Origin of the sequence: Mailhella massiliensis, from assembly GCF_900155525.1 — a bacterium.
Taxonomy (GTDB): domain Bacteria; phylum Desulfobacterota; class Desulfovibrionia; order Desulfovibrionales; family Desulfovibrionaceae; genus Mailhella; species Mailhella massiliensis.
Genome location: NZ_LT706945.1, coordinates 139,322 through 161,119, shown reverse-complemented (window position 1 = coordinate 161,119; position 21,798 = coordinate 139,322). Strand labels below are relative to the sequence as shown.

General features: G+C 61.2%; 18 protein-coding genes. 6 read left to right on the top strand and 12 right to left on the bottom strand.

Going from position 1 to position 21,798, the window contains the following annotated elements; genetic code table 11:
• Nucleotides 1-187 precede the first annotated feature (187 nt).
• The 3 genes from CZ345_RS05200 to selB all read right to left on the bottom strand — a co-directional run bounded on the left by CZ345_RS05200 (nucleotide 188) and on the right by selB (nucleotide 3,832).
• Entirely contained in the window at nucleotides 188-1,270 is a 1,083-nt protein-coding gene (locus CZ345_RS05200) for a YIP1 family protein (RefSeq protein ID WP_077072126.1), read from the bottom strand.
• 116 nt (nucleotides 1,271-1,386) lie between these two features.
• On the bottom strand, nucleotides 1,387-1,914 hold the full coding sequence (locus CZ345_RS05195) for an exonuclease domain-containing protein (RefSeq protein ID WP_077072125.1): 528 nt from the start codon (nucleotides 1,912-1,914) through the stop codon (nucleotides 1,387-1,389).
• Between the two features lies 1 nt (nucleotide 1,915).
• Nucleotides 1,916-3,832 carry a selenocysteine-specific translation elongation factor gene (gene selB / locus CZ345_RS05190; RefSeq protein ID WP_077072124.1) on the bottom strand — a complete coding sequence of 639 codons (1,917 nt, stop codon included), beginning with the start codon at nucleotides 3,830-3,832 and terminating at the stop codon, nucleotides 1,916-1,918.
• A 178-nt stretch (nucleotides 3,833-4,010) separates the two neighbouring features.
• Here selB and ffh point away from each other — a divergent pair, with 178 nt between their 5' ends.
• The 3 genes from ffh (at nucleotide 4,011) to CZ345_RS05175 (ending at nucleotide 7,553) form a co-directional block, all read left to right on the top strand.
• Entirely contained in the window at nucleotides 4,011-5,522 is a 1,512-nt protein-coding gene (gene ffh, locus CZ345_RS05185; protein WP_077072123.1) for a signal recognition particle protein, read from the top strand.
• Between the two features lie 32 nt (nucleotides 5,523-5,554).
• Entirely contained in the window at nucleotides 5,555-5,794 is a 240-nt protein-coding gene (rpsP, locus tag CZ345_RS05180) for a 30S ribosomal protein S16 (protein WP_077072122.1), read from the top strand.
• A gap of 391 nt (nucleotides 5,795-6,185) precedes the next feature.
• Nucleotides 6,186-7,553 (top strand): MATE family efflux transporter, encoded by a 1,368-nt coding sequence (locus CZ345_RS05175; RefSeq protein WP_077072121.1) that lies wholly within the window; start codon nucleotides 6,186-6,188, stop codon nucleotides 7,551-7,553.
• A gap of 382 nt (nucleotides 7,554-7,935) precedes the next feature.
• Here CZ345_RS05175 and tnpA read toward each other — a convergent pair whose 3' ends face one another.
• The 4 genes from tnpA to CZ345_RS05155 all read right to left on the bottom strand — a co-directional run bounded on the left by tnpA (nucleotide 7,936) and on the right by CZ345_RS05155 (nucleotide 11,618).
• The gene (tnpA, locus tag CZ345_RS05170; RefSeq protein ID WP_077072120.1) at nucleotides 7,936-8,397 is read right to left on the bottom strand and encodes an IS200/IS605 family transposase; all 462 of its coding nucleotides are present in this window, start codon (nucleotides 8,395-8,397) and stop codon (nucleotides 7,936-7,938) included.
• Between the two features lie 188 nt (nucleotides 8,398-8,585).
• The gene (locus tag CZ345_RS05165; protein ID WP_077072119.1) at nucleotides 8,586-8,861 is read right to left on the bottom strand and encodes an HU family DNA-binding protein; all 276 of its coding nucleotides are present in this window, start codon (nucleotides 8,859-8,861) and stop codon (nucleotides 8,586-8,588) included.
• Between the two features lie 182 nt (nucleotides 8,862-9,043).
• Nucleotides 9,044-9,979: an SAM-dependent methyltransferase gene (locus tag CZ345_RS05160; protein WP_077072118.1), complete on the bottom strand. Its 936-nt coding sequence runs from the start codon at nucleotides 9,977-9,979 to the stop codon at nucleotides 9,044-9,046.
• Nucleotides 9,969-11,618 (bottom strand): AMP-binding protein, encoded by a 1,650-nt coding sequence (locus CZ345_RS05155; protein WP_077072117.1) that lies wholly within the window; start codon nucleotides 11,616-11,618, stop codon nucleotides 9,969-9,971. Before CZ345_RS05155 ends, CZ345_RS05160 begins: the two co-directional genes overlap by 11 nt.
• Nucleotides 11,619-11,890: 272 nt before the next feature.
• Between CZ345_RS05155 and hypF the strand changes: the two genes are divergently transcribed.
• The 3 genes from hypF to ahcY all read left to right on the top strand — a co-directional run bounded on the left by hypF (nucleotide 11,891) and on the right by ahcY (nucleotide 16,938).
• On the top strand, nucleotides 11,891-14,335 hold the full coding sequence (hypF, locus tag CZ345_RS05150; RefSeq protein WP_077072116.1) for a carbamoyltransferase HypF: 2,445 nt from the start codon (nucleotides 11,891-11,893) through the stop codon (nucleotides 14,333-14,335).
• A 192-nt stretch (nucleotides 14,336-14,527) separates the two neighbouring features.
• Entirely contained in the window at nucleotides 14,528-15,472 is a 945-nt protein-coding gene (locus CZ345_RS05145; protein WP_077072115.1) for an ArsR/SmtB family transcription factor, read from the top strand.
• A gap of 41 nt (nucleotides 15,473-15,513) precedes the next feature.
• Entirely contained in the window at nucleotides 15,514-16,938 is a 1,425-nt protein-coding gene (gene ahcY, locus CZ345_RS05140; RefSeq protein ID WP_077072114.1) for an adenosylhomocysteinase, read from the top strand.
• Nucleotides 16,939-17,104: 166 nt separating this feature from the next.
• On the opposite strand, the gene CZ345_RS05135 is transcribed toward ahcY, so the two are convergent.
• The 5 genes from CZ345_RS05135 to CZ345_RS05115 all read right to left on the bottom strand — a co-directional run bounded on the left by CZ345_RS05135 (nucleotide 17,105) and on the right by CZ345_RS05115 (nucleotide 21,567).
• Nucleotides 17,105-17,722 (bottom strand): TIGR00725 family protein, encoded by a 618-nt coding sequence (locus tag CZ345_RS05135; protein ID WP_144277250.1) that lies wholly within the window; start codon nucleotides 17,720-17,722, stop codon nucleotides 17,105-17,107.
• A gap of 10 nt (nucleotides 17,723-17,732) precedes the next feature.
• Nucleotides 17,733-18,563, bottom strand: a complete 831-nt coding sequence (locus CZ345_RS05130; RefSeq protein ID WP_077072113.1) for an ABC transporter permease — start codon at nucleotides 18,561-18,563, stop codon at nucleotides 17,733-17,735.
• 63 nt (nucleotides 18,564-18,626) lie between these two features.
• Nucleotides 18,627-19,703: an extracellular solute-binding protein gene (locus CZ345_RS05125; protein ID WP_077072112.1), complete on the bottom strand. Its 1,077-nt coding sequence runs from the start codon at nucleotides 19,701-19,703 to the stop codon at nucleotides 18,627-18,629.
• 40 nt (nucleotides 19,704-19,743) lie between these two features.
• Entirely contained in the window at nucleotides 19,744-20,775 is a 1,032-nt protein-coding gene (locus CZ345_RS05120; protein ID WP_077072111.1) for an ABC transporter ATP-binding protein, read from the bottom strand.
• A gap of 18 nt (nucleotides 20,776-20,793) precedes the next feature.
• The gene (locus tag CZ345_RS05115) at nucleotides 20,794-21,567 is read right to left on the bottom strand and encodes an ABC transporter permease (RefSeq protein ID WP_077072110.1); all 774 of its coding nucleotides are present in this window, start codon (nucleotides 21,565-21,567) and stop codon (nucleotides 20,794-20,796) included.
• Nucleotides 21,568-21,798 lie beyond the last annotated feature (231 nt).

The window sequence follows — 21,798 nt, the reverse complement described above, 5'->3', positions numbered from 1 at the left end:
CGGCAGAAAGCCCGGGCGCGGAACAGCCTGCATCCTGCGCCTCATCCTCCCCGGGAAGCAACAAGAAAAGCTCGCCGCCGAAACTCGGCATACCTGCCGCCGCATCTTCCGCTTCCCTGTCTCCCTTTTCCGCCGTAATGCAAAAAAAAGCGGAGCCTCAGGCTCCGCCTTCTTTTTGCAGGCAACATCACATCCCGGCCATGAAGGCGGGAATCTGGGAAACCAGCGCAAATTCCAGAATATACAGAGGCAGAAGCGCCAGCACGGTACGCACCCAGGAAAGGCGCAGGGCGAACTTGCAGCCGATGAACGCCGCCGCCACGAACCAGACGGAGGCGATGAAGCTCCCCACCATGGGCACGATGCAGAACACGAGCGGAGCAGCACTGTAGCACACCACGCGCAGCGTGGTGGCGAAATCCGCCCTGTCGGGCTGCACCATGCGGATCATCAGATGATAAAGGCCCGCCAGAATCACGGCCTGGAAAATGGAAAAGAACGGCGTGACCAGCAGCATGAGCGGCAGGTTCATGCTCCGCATGAGCGTCTCGGCCATGGCAAGCACCTGCGGGTCCGTGGCCGTGGTGGTGAGTTCCTGCAGAAACTTCATGGACCACAGACGGGAGGCAAGCATCTGGAAAAGACTCAGGAGCACATAGAAAAGAATGGGACGGATGACGGAGAAGCTGCAGCGCACATGACGGAAGAAGTCCGGCGCATGAAAAAGCACGCCGAGGAGCGTACGCGAAAAACTGCCCCAGAATCCGTAATACTCCGGGCTTTCCCAGGGGGCGCCTTCAGGGCGGCCGTCGCTGCGGGAGGCATCTTCCTCTCGCCCCTCGTCATACTCGCGCACATGCTCCCGTATGCTCTGCCAGTGTTCCCAGAAGCCGGAAGGCTTGTGCTGAACCGGTTTTTCCTCGGGCTTTTCCTCCCTGGGACCGGCGGGTTCCTCCTTGTCGAACTCGGGAATCTGCGCACCGGGAGGAAGGGGGTCGTCGCCTTCCTGTTCCGTGGAAAGGTGCGGAACCTGCGCCCTGTGTTCCGCTGCGGGAGCTTCCTCGCGCGCAGGGGAGGAAGGAGCCTCCGCGCGGGGGGAAGATACGCTTTCCGCCACCGGTTCCGCAGGCGGAATCTCTCCCTCTTCCGGCAGAGAAAAATGGAATACGCCGGAACAGCGCGGGCAGGTCACTTTATATTTTTTGCCGGGGCGGATGGAGGCATCGGGCACATCGCGACGGAAACGGCAGGAAGGACATTCTATAATCATGGCAACCTCACAGCATCTTCACTTTCTTCACTATAGGCCCGCCGCCGCGCAAGGGCAAGACGTCCGGCGTTTCTTTCCCGGAAACGGTCGGACATGAAGATATCCACGTCGCCGGCCTAACCTTTCTCCTTGAGCATCATCTCCTCATCCGTCATGCCGATCGAGCGCAGATACAGGTAGATACGCGCCGCAGCCATGGCGTCGGAAGCGGCATTGTGATGATCCAGCTCCAGGCCGAGGTAATCGCACACATCGTTCAGCCTGTGATGCGGCAGACGGAGTCTGCGCCGCGAACCCTTTACCGTACAGACGAAGGGCGCGGAAGGCGGAATGAGGCCGAAAGCACGGCAGCAGCCATGGAGCACACGTCTGTCGAAAGTCGCATTGTGCGCCACAAAAAGTTCCGCCCCCTGCATGAAGGCCGCCATGTCCGGCCACAGCTCGGCAAAGCTCTTCCGGTCTTTGAGCATCTCCCAGGTAAGCCCGTGTATCTCGGTAAAATACACGCGGGAACGGGGCGGCCGTATGAGGCTGTACCAGTCCGACACCACGCGCCCGTTTTCCATGCGGACCATCCCCAGCGCGCAGGCGCTGTCGGCGTATTTGTCGGATGTTTCAAAATCAAGGGCCACCACGACCGCCATGTCACGCACTCCTGCCGCGCAGCACACGCTTGTCGCCTACGCGCATGGTGAGCTGCTCCTTGTCGAAATGCTCCAGAAGGGCGATGCCGTTCTTGCGGGAGATACCCGAAATATCGCGAAAGTCGCCCGGGGTGATTTCGGCATGGGCGAGCAGGAAGTCGCGCACCTTCTGCCGGAGTTCCTCCATCACGGAGGAAAGGTAGTAGAGGTCTTCCTTGATCTTCACAAGAGAGCCTTCTCCCACCAGCAGCTTGAATATGGGCTGCGCCTGCCGCGCGCTTATGCCGAGTTCCGCGAAAAGCTCGGTATGATTCGGCGGCATGAGGGGCGAGGCCTGATGCGCCTTTAAAAGCGCCTCCTTCAAAGCCTGCTGATCGTCCGCCAGAGAAACTTTGTGTTCCGGCAGGCGGAGCAGCTCGCCCTCGGCCATGAGTCGGCCCGAACGCAGGAGCCTCTCCAGCACATAATGCGCAAGCTTGGGGGGCACGCCCGCGCCCATGCCCGAAAGGATAACGCCCTTGGCCATACCGTGTTCCAGGGGATTCTTTTTGTGAAAGGCCTCTGTGGCGGCAAGAGCGCGTGCCATGAGCCGTTCCAGCCACACCGGGGAAATCCAGCACTTCGCATCCTTGTCCCAGCAGAAGGCTCCGCCCTTGCCGGACATGGCGGAAAGCTGCTTCTCAAGCTGCTTTCCCGAAAGGTCGGTAAGAATGGAAAGGTCGGAAAGCGTTGCGCCGAAGCGCCCGGAAAGCTCCAGCTGCACGGCCGTGCGCGTTTCCGCATCGGCCTCGGGCAGGGCAAGCAGCCTCCCGCGCATGGTCTCGTCGATATGGCTGCGGCGCGGAGCCGTATCCAGAGGATAAAGGATGGAGCCGCCCGCCACGGTACGCAGGGGAGAAAAGGCGCGTATGATGCAGCGGTCGGCGAAAACGCCGGCCACGGGTTCGGAAAAATGCGCCTCCGCCAGAGCGGTTTCGCCGGGTTCGAGGCGGTCGCGGTCGTAAAAATACAAACGGGCCGCAAGCTCTCTTGCGCTGTGATGGAAATGGACCTCGCCCCTGTGCCGGAGACCGCGGGGAGAAGATTTGAGGCACGTCAGCTCCACAATCCAGCGCTTGGAATTCTTCATGGTTCCCACATGGGTGACCACGTCGCCGCGGCTTATGTCCTCCACGGCAAGTCCGTGCAGATTCAGGGAAATACGGTGTCCGGCCTCGGCCGTTTCCTGCCCCTGGCCGTGGCTCTGTATGCTGCGGATATGGGAGCGCCTGCCGCTCGGCAGAAGCTCCACCTCGTCGCCGCAGGCGGCGGAGCCGGAAACCAGCGTCCCCGTGACCACGGTGCCGTGCCCCTTGAGGGAGAACACGCGGTCCACCGGAAGCCGGAACAAGTCGGATCTGCGGCGTACCTGACGGCGGCTCTGCTCGGCTATGGCTGCGCGCAGGGCATCAAGTCCCTGACCGGTGACGGAGGACACGGGGAATATGGGCGCGCCTTCCAGAAAGGTCCCCTTCAGAAAATCCCGCACGTCTTCGGTGGCGAGTTCGAGCATGTCGGCATCCACCATGTCGATCTTGGTCAGAGCCACAATACCGTGGCGCACGCCCAGAAGCGTGCAGATTTCCAGGTGTTCGCGCGTCTGCGGCATGACGCCCTCGTCGGCGGAAATGACGAGCAGCACGAAATCGATGCCCGAGGCTCCGGCCACCATGGTACGCACGAAGCGCTCATGCCCGGGCATGTCCACAACGCCCATGCGTTCGCCGCCCGGGAGATCCACATAGGCAAAACCCAGTTCAATGGTGATGCCGCGGCGCTTCTCTTCGCCGAGGCGGTCGCAATCTATACCCGTAAGCGCCCTGATGAGCGAAGTCTTGCCGTGGTCGATGTGCCCGGCGGTTCCCATGATGACAGACATGACGGCTCCTGAAAGAGGTTTTCCCTGGGAAGCGCTACGATACCCGCCCCCGCGCGCAAGGGCAAGAGGCAAGAAGGCGGAGAAATGAAGGAAGGCCCCGGCGGCCAAGTTAAACTTGACTTGAAGGGAAAAGTTGCGTAACGGTTCTTAGTTCCAAGTCATAAGAACAGGAAAGACGATGTTTGAAAGCCTGACAGACCGACTCACCGGCGTATTCCGCAATCTCAGCGGCCGCGCCCAGCTCACGGAATCCAACATCCAGGACGCTCTGCGTGAAGTACGCCTCGCGCTTCTCGAAGCCGACGTGAACTTCAAGATCGTCAAGGAATTCGTGGATCGCGTGCGCGAGGCCGCGCTCGGCGTGCAGGTCATGAAGGGCGTCACGCCCGCACAGCAGGTCATACAGGTCGTGCACGACGAGCTGGTCAAGCTGCTCGGCGGCGACGACACCGGCCTGAAGCTTCAGGGCGCGCAGCCTGCGGTCATCCTCATGACGGGCCTGCAGGGTTCGGGTAAAACCACCTCCTCGGGCAAGCTGGCGCTTCTTCTCCGCAAGCAGAAGATGCGCCCCTATCTTGTTCCCGCCGACGTGTACCGCCCCGCCGCCATCGATCAGCTCCGCACGCTGGCAAAGCAGCTCGACATCCCCTGCTTCGAATCCACCGTGGACATGAACCCGGTGGACATCGCCCGTGAGGCCGTGGAGGACGCAAAGGCGAAGCAGTGCACCGTGGTCATCATCGACACCGCGGGCCGCCTCCATGTGGACGAACCTCTCATGCAGGAACTCGTCGCCATCAAGGGCGCGGTGCATCCGCAGGAAATCCTGTTCGTGGCCGACGCCATGACCGGTCAGGACGCCGTTACCGTCGCCGAGTCGTTCAACGACCATCTCGGCATCACGGGCGTGGTTCTCACCAAGATGGACGGCGACGCCAGAGGCGGCGCTGCTCTCTCCATCAAATCCGTCACGGGCGCGCCGGTAAAATTTGTCGGTATGGGCGAAAAGCTTTCCGAAATGGAAGTGTTCCATCCCGACCGTGTTGCGGGCCGCATCCTCGGCATGGGCGACGTGCTCACCCTGCTGGAAAAGGCGCAGAGCGAAATGGAGGCCGAAGAGGCCGAAGCTCTCGCCAGAAAGATGCAGAAGGCCAAGTTCGACCTGGAGGACTTCCGTACCCAGATGCGCCACATGCGCAAGCTGGGTTCCCTGGAATCGCTCGTAAAGATGATCCCCGGTCTCGGCGGTCTCGCCGGCAAGCTCGGGGACATGAGCGGCCACGAAAAGGAACTGAACAAGACGGAAGCCATCCTGAACTCCATGACCAGTCAGGAACGCCGCAACCCCGATATCATCAACGGAAGCCGCAGAGCCCGCATAGCGAAGGGTTCGGGCACCCAGGTGCAGGACGTGAACACGCTTCTGCGCCAGTTCGAGCAGATGAAAAAAATGATGCAGTCCATGATGCAGCCCGGCAAACGTATGCCCCGTATTCCCCAGGGCATGATGAACCGCCTGGGCGGCATGGGCGGCATGCCGGGCTTGGGTGGTCTGCCCGGCATGGGCGGACTGCCCGGAATGGGCGGCATGCCGGCGCTTCCCGGCGGCGTGCCCGGAATACCTGGCAGCGGAAAGTCCGCTACCAAGAAGAAACGCGACAAGCAGAAACGCAAAAACAAAAAAAGGTAGCCCCGCTGCCTATCCCCTATCAGGAGTGAGATATGTCTGTTAAAGTGAGAATGACCCGCTCTGGTTCCAAGAAGCGCCCCTTCTACCGCATCGTGGCTATCAACAGCGACAGCCGCCGCGACGGTCGCCCGCTGGAATTCCTGGGCTACTACAACCCCAACACCAACCCCGGCACCCTGAGCATCGACAACGACAAGCTCCAGGCCTGGGTCGGCAAGGGCGCCGAACTGTCCGACACCGTGCGCACCCTCCTCAAGAAGCTGGGCAAGTAAGGTCTTTCAGGCAAAGGCTCGATCCCGTCTCCCGCTTCGGCGGCGGACGGGTTTTCGAGTTTAAACATTGTAAGGAATTTCCCGCCGTCTGCCCGCCGTGCTCCTTTCCCCCGCACGGCGGGCAGACGGCGGGACATCGCCCGTATGACGGTTTCTGCCGCCGTCCTGCGTCTCTTTGCCGCTTCCCCGCTATTTCGGGACGCGCGCCATGTTTCCGGGCCGTAAGGCCCCGTTTTTCACACGAAGCGCCCTCTTGTGCAGAGCGTTCCGTGAGCCTGTGTTCAACCATTGACCTGTAAAAAGGGATGAGGTTCGAAACAGGGAAGCCGGCCGCTGCCGAGCCGCGCTTCTCTTCCCCGCAAGACCTCCTCTCCCACCGGGAGGAGCCATCATGTTCAGGCATTTCAGCAAACAGGAAACCCGCAATCTGGTCTTTCTCGCCATTCCCGTCTTTCTCGGCCAGATCGCGCAGATAGCCATGTCGTTCGTGGATACGGTGGTGGCGGGCCGTGCAAGCCCCGTGGATATGGCCGCCGTGGCCGTGGCCACCTCGTTCTGGATTCCGGGCATCATGTTCGGCCAGGGACTCATCATGGCCATCACGCCGCTTGTGGCGCAGGCCCTCGGCGCGGGCAACAGAATGAAGAGCAGGCATTTTCTGCGTCAGGGGCTGTGGCTGGCCCTTGCCATATCCGTCCTGCTCATGAGCATCTTCTTCGCCATAAGCGCCACCATCACCATCTGGGGCGACATGGACCCGCTGCTGGCGAAAAAGACTTCGGAATACCTTTTCGCCGTGCTCTTCGGCGTGCCTGCGCTCATGCTTTTCGTCGTGCAGCGCTGCTTTCTGGAAGGACACGGAAGAACGCGTCCCGCCATGGTGGCGGGCTTCATCGGCCTCGCGCTCAACGTGCCGCTCAACATCATCTTCGTATTCGGCAAGTTCGGCCTGCCCGCCATGGGCGCCGCCGGCTGCGGTCTGGCCACGGCCATTCTTTTCTGGTTCATGGCCGCATCCATGACGTTCTTCGTGCGGCACACCGACAGGGCCGCCCTCGCCGTGGAAAAGCCCTCCGCCGCGCTTTTGAAGCGCATCGCCCGCATAGGGCTGCCCGGGGCCTTTGCCATGCTCAATGAAACGGCGGCCTTTGCGCTCATCGCGCTCATCGTTTCCCCGCTCGGCGTCACCACCGTGGCCGGTCATCAGATCGCCATCAACGTAAGCGCCTTCGTCTGGATGTGCCCCTTCTCCATAGGCGCAGCCTCCACCATCCGTGTGGGGACCCTGCTCGGCGCGGGCGACATAGGCGCGGCCAAACGCGCAAGACTCACGGCGCTGACCATCACGCTGTTCATGGCCTGCGTTCTGGCCCTTCTCATCTATCTTGTACGCTACCCCGTGGCGGAACTGTACACCAGGGATGCGGCCGTCATCGAAATGGCAGGCCTGCTGCTCATCTGCGAAGTGTTCTACCAGTTCCCCGACGGCATACAGACCAATACGCTCTGTTCCCTGCGCGGCTGGAACGATACGCGGGCCATTTTCTGCATATCCTTCATCGCCTACTGGGTGGTCAGCCTGCCTCTCGGCTGGATACTGTGCATGACGGATATGCTCACGGAAAAACCGCTGGGCGTGCTGGGTTTCTGGATAGCCCTCATCGCAGGGCTCAGCGTGGCCGCCGTGCTCTATCTCTGGCGAATCCATAGGCTGGAGCATCTTTCCGTGGAAGCCATGAAACGGAAAATAGGGCGCTGATCGCCGCTGCAGCGGCCTGAACGGCTCTGTACGGCTGTTTTTGCGTCGGCGGACATGAATCCGCCGACGCTTTCTTTTCGCCGCTCATCAGGGCCCATACGATGCGCAAACGCCCTTTCTGAACGCCCGCAGCCAGAACGGCCGCGCTCCGCCGCCCCTCCCGCCTTCCGCGGGGCTTTCCGCCTCCGGGCAGACGGCGTTACACCGCGCATCCGCCTGTTCATGCCGTTGCGCGGAACCGCGGCCTCTCCGCCCGGCTGCCCGCAGCCATGGGAACATAAGTCAGAACCGCCCCTTCAAGGGGCGGTTTGATTTGACCCTATAAGGGTCTGTTACCCGGCTGCCCTCTTAAGAGGGCTCTGTCTCGACTCTTGCCGAAGAGTTATTTCCTGCTGCTCGTAAACGAGCTGACGGGCCGTTCTACCAGGCTATACTGGTCTGTTATTTTGTCTCGTTCTTCCTGCTCCCTCACATATTTGATGATGGTCGCCTCATTTACTCCCACCGTGCTGACAAAATAACCGGTACACCAGAAATGGCGATTGCCGAACTTGTAGCGCAGATGCGGAAAACTCTCGAATATCATCAAGGAACTCTTCCCTTTCAAATACCCCATGATCTGCGCCACGCTATACTTGGGCGGAATCTTGACGCACATATGAATATGGTCCACACACGCATTTGCTTCCACTATCTCTATTCCTTTGTATTCACACAGTTTTCTCAGAATTTCGCCGATCGTTCTGCGATACCTTCCGTATACCAGCTTGCGTCTGAATTTCGGAGCGAAAACGATGTGATACTTGCAGTTCCAACGGGTATGGTTTAAACTCTGGTCATTCATTATTGGGTTCCTTTGTGTATAGATTTCGAGTCGAGACAACTGGTTATCTCACAAAGGAACCCCTTTTTTAACTTGTTTAAAGGCTTCGCCTTTTTGGAACTCCCCGCATAGCGGGGAGTTTTCAGTCTTAAAAAAACGGGCCGCCCGCATGATGCGGGCGGCCGTTCCACAAACGCTGAAAAACGCTGTTACTTGATGGCGTCCTTAAGAGCCTTACCGGGAAGGAACTTCACAACGGAGCAGGCGGGGATTTCAATCTTCTCGTTGGTACGAGGGTTACGGCCGGTACGAGGTGCGCGCTTGACGACCTTGAAGCTGCCAAAGCCCATCAGAGTGATGGAATCGCCGGAAGCAAGGCACTCGGAGATGGCGGAGATCACAGCATCCAGCGCCGCTTCAGATTTTACTTTCGTCTCAAGGCCGCTCTTGGCGTAGATCTTCTCGACCAGTTCAGCTTTCGTCATGGTTTCACTCTCCCAAAAATTTTTTGACTCTTCACTGAGTCACTTTTCAGTAGAATGAGAATCCCCGTATGTCAAGCTTAGCTATGCTAACCTGAGAAGATTTTTATGAAAAAGCCTTTCGACAGCACCTTTTCAGAGTATCTTCGGAGGCCGAAAACACAAGCGCCGCAAGCCTTGGGATACTAGCGGCCGCCTTCGCGCCATTCCTTCAAATTGACCCACGTCAGCTCGTGTTTATTGCACGAAAGGTGCACCACGCGCGACCCCGGAATGTCCCGGAACGCCTGCACCACAACGTGATCGGTGGCCCCCTGAAGCTTGATGGTGCACACGAAGTTCCCTGCGGCCTCCTCGTCCAGCCACTGCCTCACCGTACCGAGCAGTCTTTCCGGGTAGCAGGCCATATCGGAAAAAAGCCAGTCCACATACCCCGCCGTGCGGGGCTCCAGACCGAAACCGCTGCCGAGGCAGTGATCCACGCCCTTCATGGCCGCCACACGTCTGTCTATGGGCGATTTGTCGATGCTGAACACCTTCGCCCCGAGCGTGGCAAGAACCCACGTCCAGCCGCCGGGAGCGGAGCCCAGATCCACACAAAGCTCGCCCGGACGGGGGGTGCGGTCGAAAAGCGTGAAGGTCTCCCACAGCTTGAGATAGGCACGGCTCGGCGGATTCTCGCGGTCCTCCTCGAAGCGCACCTCCCCGTCGGGAAAGGCGGAGGAGCATGTCGCGGAAACCAGCAGCGTATCGTGATCCCACAAGGTCCATGCCCCCAGAGGGGAGGAAGGCGCACGCTGCCCGAAAGCCAGCGGTCTGGCCTTCACCGGCGGGAGCTGCGACTCGATGAGCGCGGCCCTGCGGTGAAAATCCACGGCGTGCAGCTTCCAGTTCCGCTGTATGGACTTGAGAATGCGCACGGCCTCGCCCACGGAGGCTATGGGCTGGAAAAAAGGCTCCAGCCAGATGTTCTGCGCCCAGGCGGAATAAAACAGGCCCTCGGCAAGAACAAGGCCGCCCTTCACTTCGCGCACATGCACGTCGTGAAGCCGAAGCTCATCCAGCAGATCCCGTTCAAAGCCCCGGGCCGCCACATAGGCGATAAGCGGCTTACTTGACATTGGGGAAGAGCTCCGCGGCCATTTCGCGCAGCTTGTACTTCTGCACCTTGCCGTTGGCCGTCTTGGGGAAATCCTCCACCACGGCGACATACCGCGGAATCTTGTGCCAGGCCACGCGCCCGCGGCAGAAGTCGCGCACGTCTTCGGGCCTCACGCTGCATCCCTCGCGGGCAATGAGGAAGGCCGCCACGTCCTCGCCGTAGCGGCGGGAGGGAATGCCGAGCACCTGCACGTCGCGCACAGATTCCATTTCCAGCAGAAATTCCTCGATTTCGCGCGGATAGATATTCTCGCCGCCGCGCACGATCATATCCTTGATACGGCCGGTGATGCGCAGATAGCCCGCCTCGTCCATCACGCCGAGGTCGCCGGTATGCAGCCAGCCGTTTTCATCCACGGTTTCCGCCGTGGCCTCGGGCATGTTGAAGTACCCCTTCATCACGTTGTAGCCGCGGCAGCAGATTTCGCCCTGCGTGCCGCAGGGCACGGGCTTCTTCGTCGCCGGATCGCGCAGTTCCACTTCCATGCCTTCCAGCACGCTGCCCACGGAGCGGCAGCGGTGTTCGTCGCTTTCCGTGATGCCGGTCATGGTGATGACGGGGGAACATTCCGTCAGGCCGTAGGGAATGACCACGGCCTTCAGATTCATGGCCTCCATCACCTGGCGGATGAGGGGTTCGGGGCATACGGAGCCGCTCATCAGGCCGAAGCGCAGGCTCGAAAAATCATACTGGCTGAAGCGGCGATGTCCCAGCATGGAAATGTAGGTGGAAGGCACGCCGTACACGCCGGTGCACTTTTCGTCCTGAATGGCGGCCATGACGCGTTCGGGAGAGAAGGTTTCCGTGATGACCATGGTGGAACCGTGGCTCACGCAGGCAAGCACGCCCACCACGCATCCCAGACAGTGGAAAAGCGGCAGAGGAATGATCACCCTGTCGTTTTCCGTAAGCTCCTCGCGCTCGCCGACGCAGAAACCGTTGTTGCCTATGCCCACATGGGTGAGCATGACGCCCTTGGGAAAACCGGTGGTCCCCGAGGTGTACTGCATGTTCACCACGTCATGGGGCTTCACCTTCGCCTTGCGCGCCTCGTACTCCTCGTCGGAAACCTCTCCGGCCCTGTCCAGAATGGCGGAAAGGGGCAGGATGCCCGGATGCGGAATGTCCTTCAGGCTCATGACGCGGCGCAGATGGGGGAACTTTTCGCAGTGCAGCTCGCCTTCGTGCTGATCCTTGAGGTTGGGAATGACCCGGTACAGGGCCGACACATAGTCGTAGTCGAGAAATCCGTCGATACAGAAGAAATTTTCGCACTCGGACTGACGGATGAGGTACTCGAGTTCGCTGTCGCGGTAGTTGGTGTTCACCGCCAGGAGCGTGGCTCCTATGCGGGCGGCCGCGAACATGAGCGACACCCAGTTCGGCACGTTGGTGGCCCAGAGGGCTATTTTTTCGCCGGGTTCGACGCCCAGCGCCATCAGGCCCCGTCCCAGCCTGTCCACGGTGTCGGCAAACTCGCTCCAGGTCTGCCGGTAATCGTGCCCCACATACACGAGGGCCTCACGATCGGGGAAACGCCTGACGGTTTCGTCCAGCATCTGGCCGAGGGTGCGTTCCTGCAACATAAATTTCGACATATTCCGTTCCTTATACACGCGGAAATTCCGGGGCCGCAGGCCGGGCGGCCGGGCGCCGCCGCCATGGGAGCAAACTTCGGTATGGAAGTTCCCCGGCGAAACCCGCCGCCCCGCCTCCCGGCGGAAAAAGCCTCTCTCGGCGGATTCCAGAGGCATGATCCTATGTTATTGCGGACGCATTCTCAAGGAAAAAAGCGACGCCCCCCTTTCCCGAAAAAACCGGAAGCTTTCCTTCGACGGAAACGGAAGCTATATTCCCCTGTGGAGGAAGCATGAGGACAAGGCACATCTACATTCTCACCGGACAGGTTCAGGGCGTGGGCTTCCGGCCCTTCATCTACCGCGAAGCCGCAAGGCTCAGACTCACGGGCTTTGTGGGCAACACCCCCGAAGGCGTGCGCATAGAAGTGCAGGGAGAAGAAAACGCGCTTCTTCTCTTCTCACGTTTTTCCGAACACCTGCCGCCCCTTGCGCGCATCGCCTCCCTGACGAGGAGGGACGCCCCCCTGCTGGAGGGGGAAGATTCCTTCCGCATCGAAGAAAGTTCCGCCGGAAAGCACCGCGGCCACAGCGTGCTGGTCAGCCCCGACGTCGCTCCCTGTTCCGACTGTCTCGACGACATGGCCGACCCGGAAAACCGCCGCTTCGGCTACGCCTTCACCAACTGCACGAACTGCGGGCCGCGCTACACCATCACGCGTTCCATCCCCTACGACAGGCCCGTGACCAGCATGGCGTGCTTTCCCATGTGCGGGCCCTGCGCGGAAGAATATCACAACCCCGCCGACCGTCGCTTCCATGCCCAGCCCGACGCCTGCCCGGACTGCGGCCCCGTTCTCTGGCTGGAAGACGGCAGATACGAAAACGAGCTGAACGCCCCCCTGCCGCAGACAGAGTCCCCCGCTCTTGCGGCGGTGTACGAAAAGCGCAGAAAGCTCTGCGGCCTTGCCGACGGCGTCATCATGGGAAAAGCCGCAATCCCCGCGCTTCTTGCCGAACTCGGAAAAGGGCGTATCGCAGCCGTCAGGGGACTCGGCGGCTTTCACCTCGTCTGCGACGCGCACAACGAATCGGCCGTGGCGGAGCTTCGCCGCCGCAAGGCAAGACCGCACAAGGCCCTTGCCGTCATGGCGGCGGATGTGGAAAGCGCCTCCCGCTTCGCCCATATCGGCAGGGGCGCGCGGGATCTCCTTCTCTCACCCGCAAGGCCCATCGTCATCTGCCCGCGCAAACGGGCGGGCGAAGGGGAGGATGTTCTTCCCGCCCTTCTCGCGCCGGACAGCGCAAGCATAGGCATCATGCTGCCTTCCACCCCGCTGCATCATCTGCTCTTTCACCCGGAATGGGCGGGCGGCAACAAGGAAGACGCTCTGAGCGCCCTGGTCATGACCTCGGGCAATCCTCACGGCGCGCCCATCTGCCTCGGCAACCGCGAAGCGAAAAAACGCCTCGGCGACATGGCCGACCTCTTCCTTTTTCACGACCGCGACATCCTCGTGCGCGTGGACGATTCCGTCGTCTTCCCCGGCGAAGAGAAGGAACACGCGCCCTGCGCCCCGGAACTCATGGTACGCCGGGCGCGCGGCTTCGTCCCTACGCCCCTTTCCCTTCCTCCGCGCCCTGCGCGGGAGGCCGGGGACTGCGTATTCGCCGCCGGGGCGGAACTCAAGCACACCTTCTGTCTCACGCGGGGAGCGGAAGCCTTCGTCAGCCAGCATATCGGCGACGTGAGCCGGGCGGAACACCTCGCCTTCTTTGAGGAAACGCTGCGTCACCTCACGGGCCTTCTGGAGGTGGAGCCGGGTCTTGTGGTGCGCGACCTGCACCCCGACTTTCTTTCCAGCCGTCTTGCGGACGACGTCGCTCAAAGGCACGGCCTGCGGGAGCTGTTTCTCCAGCATCACGTCGCGCACGTCTGCGCCGTCATGGCGGAACACGGTCTCACCGGGCCCGTACTCGGCCTTGCGCTGGACGGTTCCGGTCTCGGCGACGACGACACCGTCTGGGGAGGGGAACTGCTGCTCGTACGGCCCGGCGCATGGCAGCGGCTGGGCCGGTTCTCACCTTTTCTGCTGCCGGGAGGAGAAGCCGCCATCCGCTCGCCGTGGAGAACGGCGGAAGCCCTGTGGAGGGCCGCCGATCTGCCCGACCGTCCCCGTCCCTGGCTGGAAGGATCGCCGGAACGCGCCCGCCTCGCGCCCATGGTGCGGGAAATGATGACGCAGGGCATAAACTGCCCGAAAACGTCAAGCTGCGGCCGCCTGTTCGATGCCGTGGCCGCCCTGTGCGGCCTCTGCTTCGACATCACCTACGAAGGACAGGCCGCCGTCCGCCTGGAAGAGGCGCAGGATGCTTCCGAACAGGGGGCGTACGATCTGCCCCTCATCGAACGCGACGGCCTGCTGGAAGCCGATGTTGCGGCCCTGTTCCGCCATGCCGCCAACGACTGCCGCCATCCAGGAAGAGCCGCCCGCCGCTTTCATGACGGCCTTGTACGGGGCCTTGCCCGCTGGGCGCGTCTTGCGGCCGACGGCTGCGGCATCAGCACCGTGGCGCTCTGCGGCGGGGTGTTCAACAACCGTACCCTGCTTGCGTGCCTGCCCGAAGAAATGCGACGCCTCGGCCTTACGCCGCTTGTGCCGCGCCGTTTCCCCGCAGGGGACGGCGCCGTTTCCCTTGGTCAGGCCCTGTGGGGCGACTGGTTTCTCGGCGCATAGCGCCGTGAGCCTCTCTCCTCATGCGCGCATCGTTCACGCGCCCTGTTCTCCGGGGCTGCCCGTCGCCGGCACGCTCCCGCTTCCCGCGCGCCCTTCCGCCCCAAGGGTACGCGGGCAAACTTCTTGACTATATGCGGATAAGCGGATATATTACATCAAAAAATCTTGATATTTGTAACATTACAACAAGTTATGAAAGCTCTTCGATATCTCAAGGCCCTTTCGGACGAAACGCGCCTGCGCCTTGCGCTGGTGCTTTTTCATTACGAACTTTCCGTCAACGAACTGGTTTCGCTTCTGAGCATGGGGCAGTCGCGCATTTCACGGCACCTCAAGATTCTTACGGAAGCGGGGCTTCTCCAGTCCCGGAGAGACGGACTGTGGGTATTCTATTCCGCCGAAACGGAAGGGGAAGGGCACGAATTTCTGAGCAGCGTCATTGCCTTCATGCAGGACGATGAATCCTGCCGGGCCGATCTCGACATGGCTTCCCGCATCATTGAGGAACGCGCCCTGAAAACGCGGCAGTTCTTCAACGAGATAGCCGACGACTGGGACGAGATGAACCGCGAGATTCTGGGAGATTTCTCCCTGCCCGACGTGATTCTGCGCGCCGTGCCCGACAACTGCGGCGTCGCGGCGGATCTCGGCTGCGGTACGGGCGAGGTGCTGGAGCATCTGCGCGGAGTCTGCCGGGAACTCATCGGCGTGGATGATTCCCCCCGTATGCTGGAACTGGCGCGCCGCCGCTTCGGCGACAACATGAACGGCATTTCCCTGCGCATAGGCGAGCTCGACTACCTGCCCCTGCGCGACGGAGAGGCCGACTTCATCTGCATCAATCTGGTGCTGCATCATCTTTCCCGTCCGTCCACGTCGCTGGGGGAAATCGCGCGGGTTCTGCACCCGGGAGGCCTCGTTCTGGTCACGGATTTCGATCAGCATACCCAGGAATCCATGCGCACCATGTACGGCGACCGGTGGCTCGGCTTTTCTCTGGATGAACTTTCCGCCGCGCTCGTCAAAACGGGGCTGACCATTGTGGACTACCGCCGTCAGCCCGTGAAGAAAGATCTGGCACTGCATCTCATTCTGGCCCGCAAGAACGCCCCGGGCGCGCCTTCCGCCGGGCTGTGACCTTTTCAACCTTCTTTTTCCAACCCATCTATGGAGCCAACATGTCCGCCAAGAATCTCGATCTGTCCCTGAACTACAAAGTCGCAGACATCTCCCTTGCCGACTTCGGCAAGAAGGAAATCCAGCTTTCCGAACGCGAAATGCCGGGCCTTATGGAACTCATCCGCCGCTACGGCGACAAAAAGCCCCTCAAGGGCCTGAAAATCAGCGGTTCTCTGCACATGACCATACAGACGGCCATGCTCATCCGCACGCTGTACGAACTCGGCGCCGACATCCGCTGGGCCTCCTGCAACATCTTCTCCACGCAGGATCATGCCGCCGCGGCCATTGCGGAACAGGGCATGGCCAAGGTCTTCGCCTGGAAGGGTGAATCTCTGGAAGACTACTGGTGGTGCACGGAAATGGCCCTCACCTGGCCCGACGGCTCCGGCCCCGACCTCATCGTGGACGACGGCGGCGACGCGACGCTGCTCATCCACAAGGGTGTGGAAGCGGAAAACGATCCTTCCGTGCTCGACCGCGCTCCTTCCTGCAAGGAAGAAGGCATCATCATGGAACGCATCGCCCTTTCTCTGAAGAACGACGCCGCCCGCTGGCACCGTGTGGCCGAAAAGGTGCGCGGCGTGTCCGAGGAAACCACCACCGGCGTGCATCGCCTCTATCAGATGGAAAAGGAAGGCAAGCTGCTCTTCCCGGCCATCAACGTGAACGACTCCGTCACCAAGTCCAAGTTCGACAACCTGTACGGCTGCCGTGAATCCCTGGCCGACGGCATCAAGCGCGCCACCGACATCATGGTGGCCGGCAAGGTCGTGGTCATCTGCGGCTACGGCGATGTGGGCAAGGGCTGCGCCGCCTCCATGCGCGGCTTCGGCGCCCGCGTGCTCGTTACGGAAATCGACCCCATCTGCGCGCTTCAGGCCGCCATGGAGGGGTATCAGGTCGTCACCATGGAAGACGCCCTGCCCTACGGCGACATCTACGTCACCTGCACCGGCAACTGCGACGTCATCACCGGCGAACACATGATGGGCATGAAGGACGAAGCCATCGTGTGCAACATCGGCCACTTCGACAGCGAAATCCAGATGTCCTGGCTGGAAGGCAATCCCGAATGCCGCAAGATGGAAATCAAGCCCCAGGTGGACAAGTGGTTCCTGCCCTCCGGCCGTTCCATCATCGTGCTGGCCGAAGGCCGCCTGGTGAACCTCGGCTGCGCCACGGGCCATGCGAGCTTCGTCATGTCCAACTCCTTCACCAACCAGGTTCTCGCCCAGATGGATCTTGCCGCGAACAAGCACGAAGCGCGCGTGTACACTCTGCCCAAGAAACTCGATGAGGAAGTGGCAAGGCTCCACCTCGCCCGCCTCGGTGCGAAGCTCTCCACGCTGACGCAGAAGCAGGCCGACTACATCGGCGTTCCCGTGGACGGCCCCTTCAAGAACGACATGTACCGCTACTGAAAAGGGGCGGGCCTCCCCGCTCCGTGAACAGAAAACGGGCTTCCGCAAAAGCGGAAGCCCGTTTTTTCATAACAGACAACCTGCGGCGCATCGCCCGGCAGTCGAAGGAAAAAGCCGGAGGAAGCTTTCATGAAAGCTTCCTCCGGCTTCAAAACATGACGTTTTTTTAATCGGGCAGGCCCAGAACGGCGCGGCAAAGCCCGGCTTCGGCCTCGTCCAGAGAATCGACAAGCTGCAGCCCTTCCACATACGGGGGCCTGCACAGACCGAACACCCTCTTGCCGAACTGCAGCGAAAGCGCGATTTCGGAAATGGTTCCGAGACCTCCGCCCACGGCCACCACGGCCGCCGCCGCGCGGGCGATGAGCGCGTTGCGCGCAATGCCTATGCCCGTAGCCACAGGCACGGTGACGTAGCTGTTGCCCTTGCGCCAGTCGTCTTCAGGCAGAAGGCCCACGGAAATGCCGCCGCCTTCGCGCACGCCGAGACATACCGATTCCATGACGCCCTGGCGGCCGCCGCACAGCACCGTAAGGCCGAGAGCGGCCAGACGTTGACCCAGAGCGCGCGCCGTGGCGCGTTCCTCGTCGGAAGCTTCCCGCGGCCCGATGACGGCCACGGGGGCGCGCAGAGGCATACCCGATTCCTTCTGAAGCCAGCGCACGGCTTCCGTTTCCGAAATTTCCCTGCCTCCCGCCGGAACTTCGGCAGGCGTCCAGGTCATGGTTTCCGCATCCAGACGCATGGCTCCGTCATAGAGCGCGCCTTCGGTCAGATACAGCATATCGGCTCCTTCACGCCCTCTTCAGGCGCTGTTCCCTGCGCATGGCGATGACTTCCGCAACGCCCATGATCATGCTGCACGCGCCGAGCAGCACCAGCGAAATGGCGGCGGCCTGTGAAAAATTGGTTCCCGTGTCGGAAATGCTGCTGTACAGAAGCAGCGGCAGAATGTTCACCTGGGAACCGACCAGGGCAAGAGCGGTACCGTACGCACCGAAGGCCACGGCGGCCACAAGGCAGAACGACACGCCTATGGTGGGCATGAGTTCCGGCAGAAGCACGTCGAAAAAGGCCCTGAGTCTGGTCGCGCCCATGGAATTGGCCGCCACCAGCAGGCTCCTGTCGAAGTTGGTCAGCGCCGGAAGCAGAAGCAGCACGACGCGGGGAATAAGGTAATAGCAGTAGGCGAGCGCCAGCCCCACGGGGCTGTACACAAGTCCGGCCACCCAGTCGGGGGAAACGCCCACCTCCGCCAGCAGCAGCGTGATGAAACCCGCCCTGCCGAAGCAGAGAATGAATCCGTAGGCGACAATGAGGCCGGAAAAGGTCAGGGGCAGGGAAATGCAGAACATGGCGAAGAGCCGGGCCTTTTCCTTCATGACGGAAAGGCGCAGGGCCACAGGTACCCCGACGATCACGGAAAGCGCGCCTGCCGTCAGCGCAAGAAGCGTGCTTCCTTTAAGTCCTTTCAGGAACAGAGGATCGCTCCACAGGCTGAAAAAAGCTTCCCCCTTGTCGAAAAAGGGCTCCACCAGCACGCTGCCGAGAGGCACCAGAAAAAACATGACCAGCACGGCGAAGGCGGGCAGGGCCAGCAGCAGTATCTTCATCGTCTTATTCATAAATCACCTGCCCCGTGCCGCCCCGGAATCATGGCCGGAGCGGCAGCGGGTTGTTTGCCCGGATTACTTACCGAGGACGAGCCTTGTCCAGTTCTCGTCGATAAAGCTCTTCTGCGCGGAAGCCTTCACGATATCCAGAGGCTGAACCTGAGGAGCGTCGGGCATGTACGCGCGCATCTTTTCGGGAATCTGCACCGTGGGAACGGAAGGACGGACGAAGCCGTCCACGAACACGGCCTGACCTGCGTCGGACATGACCCAGTTGAGCCAGAGCTTGCCGCCGTTGGGGTTGGGGCCGTTCTTGACCAGACTCATGGCGTAGGGAGCGGCCACGCTGGCTTCCTTGGGAATGACCACCACGCAGTCGTCGCCCATGCCGTCGATGAGCTTGGCCTTCAGACCGTCGCCTTCATAGGCGATCCAGATGGGAATTTCACCCTTGATGAACTTGGCGTAGGGAGTGGTGCCTTCGGTACGCAGCACGTTGCCGTTCTTGTGCAGCTTGGCGAGGTATTCGATGCCGGGGAGCACGTTGTCCACGCTGCCGCCGTTGCCGTAGGCCGCGCCGAAGGTCAGCACCTGGCCCTGACCGGTGGAACGCGGGTCGAGGTAGACGACGCTGTTCTTGTATTCGGGCTTGAGCAGATCTTCCCAGGACTGGGGCACGTTTTCCACCAGCTTCTTGTTCACAAGGAAGGCCACCACGAGCTGATGCACGATGAACCATTCGCCGTCGGCGTCGCGGTAGGCTTCGGGAAGCTTGTCGAAGTTGACGGGCCGATAGCCTTCGAGCACCTTCTTGGCCTTGGCGTCGATGGCGGAAGCGGCGAAATAATAGGCCGTGTCTGCCTGGGGACGGCGGCGCGTCTTGTCCAGCGCAACCACGGTGGCGCCGGAACCGATGTCGTTGTACACCAGTTCCACGCCCTTATAGCGCTGCTGGAAGGCCTTGAACTGATTGGCCCAGTTGGCCCACGTCGGCCCCGTATCGAAGGAAACCACCATGCCTTCCTTCAGCGCTTCCTCATAAAGCTGACGTTCGCCGGGGTACAGCTCGGGACCTTCGAAAGCCCCCGCCACGGCAGGAACGGTCAGAGCGGCAGCCATGACCACAGCCAAAAAACCGGACAATTTCTTCATTATCTTCTCCTCTATGGGAAGTGCCGCGTACACGGCGTTTTCAGGCTTCTTCAAAGGGCAGAAGCTGTACGGCCTCGGGCGCTATGCCGACCTTCGAGAACGGCCGCCTGCGCGCCGTTTCGCCCTGTATGCCGCAGCCGCCCACGGAAAAGACATAGCGGCGCACGGCGCCCAGGAAGGCGTCGCTGGAAACGGCCCCCTCGAACACGTTGACCGTCTGATCCGGGTCGGGCACCACCCGTTCGGGCCGCACGAGCACGGTCACCTTGTCGCCGCTCGTATAGGGCGCGCAGGAACAGCGCAGCTCGCCGAAGGGCACGCGCACGGTATCGGCATCGACGACGACGCCGTCCCACAGGTTGGCATGGCCCACAAAGGCCGCCACGCGGCGGTTCACCGGGGCGTCGTAAAGCTGCTGGGGCGTGGCTATCTGGATGAGTCTGCCCTGATACATGAGGGCGACCTTGTCCGCCATGGAAAGCGCTTCTTCCTGATCGTGCGTCACATGCAGGGCTGTAATGCCCTGTTCCTTCTGCAGACGGCGGATTTCTCTGCGAAGTTCCACGCGCAGGCTGGCGTCGAGGGCGGAAAGCGGTTCGTCCAGAAGAAGGACGTCGGGGTTGAAGCCGAGCGCGCGGGCCAGAGCCACGCGCTGCTGCTGACCGCCGGACATGGAACCCGGAAGTCTGTCGGCAAAGGCCGCAAGCCCCACGCGTTCGAGCATGTCCAGAGCCTTGCGTCTGCGCTCCGCAGGCGGAACCTTGCGTATCTTCAGAGGATAGGCCACGTTCTCCGCGCACGTCATGAGCGGGAAAAGCGCGTAGGACTGGAACACCATGCCCACGTTTCTCAGCCTTGCCGGAACCCCGCAGACGTCCCGCCCGTTGATGAGTATTCTGCCGCTGTCGGCCTGCTCGAAGCCCGCCACCAGCTTGAGCATGGTGGTCTTGCCGGAGCCGCTGGAGCCGATGACGGCCACAAGTTCCCCGTCCTCGGCGGAAATGTTCACGTCATGAACGCCGATGCCCGACGAGGGATACACAAAGGAACAATTTTCAATCACAATGCTCATAAGCTTCTCTGCGTGCTCTTAGTGTTTCTTGGATCTGGAGGCCGAACGGGCCGTAAGTGCGCTTCCGGCCGCACTGGCGCAGGCCAGAAGCAGCAGGACCATGGTGGTGGAGCAGGCGAAGCCCGTCGCTCCGTAGAACGACTGCAGCAGCACCACGGGGTAGGTACGGTTCAGGAATCCGGCGATGAGGTTGGTGATCTGAAATTCCCCGATGGAAATGGCGGAAACCACCACCAGGCCGGAAAATATGCTGTGCTGAAGGGAAGGAAGAACGATGTGGAAGAACCTCTGCCCGAAGGATGCGCCCAGGGATTCCGCCGCAAGCTCGAGCCTGTCGAGGTGCAGATGCCGTATGTCCGCCACCAGCGTCTGGAACATGTAGGGCAGCGTGGATACGACGTGGGCCGCGATGATGAGCCAGGTGGCGCCGAGATACGGCATCGCATCCGTGGAGAATATGAGGATGTAACCGAAGGCGAGCACGGCGGGGGGAGCGGCAATGGGCATGATGGCCAGAAAACGCCCCGTGAGTCCGGCAAGTCTGCCCATGCTGCGGGTCATGGCATAGGCCAGGGGCACGGCCAGCGCCGTGACGATGACGCAGGTGGATACGGCAACTTCTAGGCTGACGACGAAGGCCCTTCGGAAACTCGGGTCGTTCCAGACATCCAGATACCAGCGCAGGGTAAAACCGGAAGGCAGAAACGTGTTCGTCCAGGTTTCGCCGAAGGAGCCTACCAGCAGCAGGGCAATGGGCAGAAAAATGTACACAAGATAAGCGATGACGATCATGATCCCTCTTTGCCGGAATCATGATTTCCGGCAATCTGTACTTCTACGGGCGATGAACATGCAGCCTGACATACCTTTATGTCAGTTAGATTACGCAGGTATGGCGATTTAAATCAACCCTAAAAATAGTGGTTGTACCGCCTTTCCCGGGAAATTCTTCCGGGATGCGTCCTTCCCGCCGGAAAAAGACGGCTCAAAGGACTGATGCGGCGCTTCTCGCCCTGCCGGGGC